This is a genomic window from Streptomyces tricolor (genome assembly GCF_002155905.1).
Taxonomy (GTDB): domain Bacteria; phylum Actinomycetota; class Actinomycetes; order Streptomycetales; family Streptomycetaceae; genus Streptomyces; species Streptomyces tricolor.
In genome coordinates this window covers 1-2,037 of sequence record NZ_MUMF01000556.1, presented here as the reverse complement: position 1 = coordinate 2,037, position 2,037 = coordinate 1, and the positions used below count along the sequence as shown (strand labels likewise).

Sequence of the window (2,037 nt, the reverse complement as noted above, 5' to 3'; positions counted from 1 at the left end):
GGCGCGGAGGCGTGCCCGCCGGACGTGCGGGCGTTCTGGTCGGCGGGGCGGCTGATGGTCAACGCCTACGGTCCGACCGAGGCGACCGTGGACTCCTGCTTCGCGGTCTGCGGCCCGGAGCTGGGGACGGGCCCGGCGCCGATCGGCCGTCCGGTCTTCAACACGCGGGTGTACGTGCTGGACGAGGCGCTGCGCCCGGTGCCCGTGGGCACGCCGGGCGAGCTGTACGTCGCCGGTGCGCGGCTGGCGCGGGGTTACCTGGGCCGCCCGGACCTGACCGCGGGCCGGTTCGTCGCCGACCCCTTCGGCAACCCCGGCGACCGCATGTACCGCACCGGCGACCTCGCCACATGGCGACGCGACGGACAACTCGAATTCCTCGGCCGCGCCGACCACCAGGTCAAGGTCCGCGGCTACCGCATCGAACTCGGCGAGATCGAGAACGTCCTCACCACCCACCCCGACATCGCCCGCACCGCCGTCATCGTCCGCGAGGACCGCCCCGGCGACCAGCGCATCGTCGCCTACGTCGTCCCCGCCGACGGCGTGGACGGGCCGGACATGGCGGAGCTGCGGGAGCTGGCGGCGCGCCGTCTTCCTTCTTTCATGGTTCCGTCGGCGTTCGTGCGGCTGGAGGCGCTGCCGCTGACGGCGCACGAGAAGCTGGACCACAAGGCCCTGCCCGCGCCCGGCTACGCCGGCGGCGAGGCGGGCCGGCCGCCGCGCGACGCCCGCGAGGAGGTGCTGTGCGCCCTCTTCGCCGAGGTCCTCGGGGTGGAGCGCGTCGGCATCGACGACAGCTTCTTCGACCTCGGCGGGCACTCGCTGCTCGGTATCCAGCTGATCAGCCGGGTCCGTACCGCCTTCGGTGTGGAGCTGTCGGTGCGGGACCTGTTCGAGGCGCCGACGGTCGCCGGGGTCGCGGCGCGTCTGGGTGACGCGGCCGGGGCGCGGGCGGCGCTGGTGCCGATGGCGCGCCCCGAGCGGCTGCCGCTGTCCTTCGCGCAGCAGCGCCTGTGGTTCCTGCACCGGCTGGAGGGACCCAGCGCCACCTACAACGTGCCGATGCGGCTGCGGCTGCCGGGCGCGCCTGACGTGGCGGCGCTGCGGGCGGCCCTCGGGGACCTGGTGCAGCGGCACGAGAGCCTGCGGACCGTGTTCCCCGAGGCGGACGGCACGCCGTACCAGCACATCCTGGAGGGCGAGGCGGCCCGGCCGGTGCTGGACACGGTGGCGTCCGCTCCGGAGCGGATCGACGGGGACGTGGCCGAGGCCGCACGGCACGCCTTCGACCTGACAGCGGAACTGCCGCTGCGGGCCACCTTGTTCACGGCCGGTCCGGACGAGCACGTCCTGCTGCTGCTCATGCACCACATCGCCGGTGACGGCTGGTCCATGGGCCCGCTGGCCCGCGACCTGTCCCTCGCCTACGCGGCGCGCCGGGCCGGCCGTGCCCCCGAGTGGGAGCCCCTGCCGGTGCAGTACGCGGACTACACGCTGTGGCAGCGGGAGGTGCTCGGCGAGGAGTCCGCCGCGGACAGCGTGCTCTCGCGGCAGATCGAGCACTGGCGTACGGCGCTGGCGGGACTGCCGGAGCGGCTGGAGCTGCCGCTGGACCGGCCCCGCCCCGAGGTGGCGGCGTACCGGGGGCGCAGTGTCGACTTCGCCTTCGACGCCGGGCTGCACCGGGACATCACCCGGCTGGCGCGGGAGCGGCAGGCCAGTGTGTTCATGGTGGTCCAGGCCGCGCTCGCGGCATTGCTGACCCGGCTCGGCGCGGGCACGGACATCCCGATCGGCACGCCGGTCGCGGGCCGTGGTGATGATGCGCTGGAGGACCTGGTCGGGTTCTTCGTCAACACCCTGGTGCTGCGCACCGACACCTCCGGCGGCCCGTCCTTCGCGGAGCTGCTGGACCGTGTCCGCGAGACGAACCTCGCCGCCTACGCCCACCAGGACGTGCCCTTCGAACGGCTCGTCGAGATCGTCAACCCCACCCGGTCACTCGCCCATCACCCCCTCTTCCAGGTGATGCTG

The 2,037-nt window shown here is 74.0% G+C and carries 1 protein-coding gene; it reads left to right on the top strand.

Annotation, left to right across the window (positions count from 1 at the left end; all coding sequences use genetic code 11):
- Nucleotides 1–2,037 (top strand): condensation domain-containing protein (locus tag CCN44_RS33355; RefSeq protein WP_143650123.1); only part of this gene is annotated, 2,037 nt, incomplete at both ends.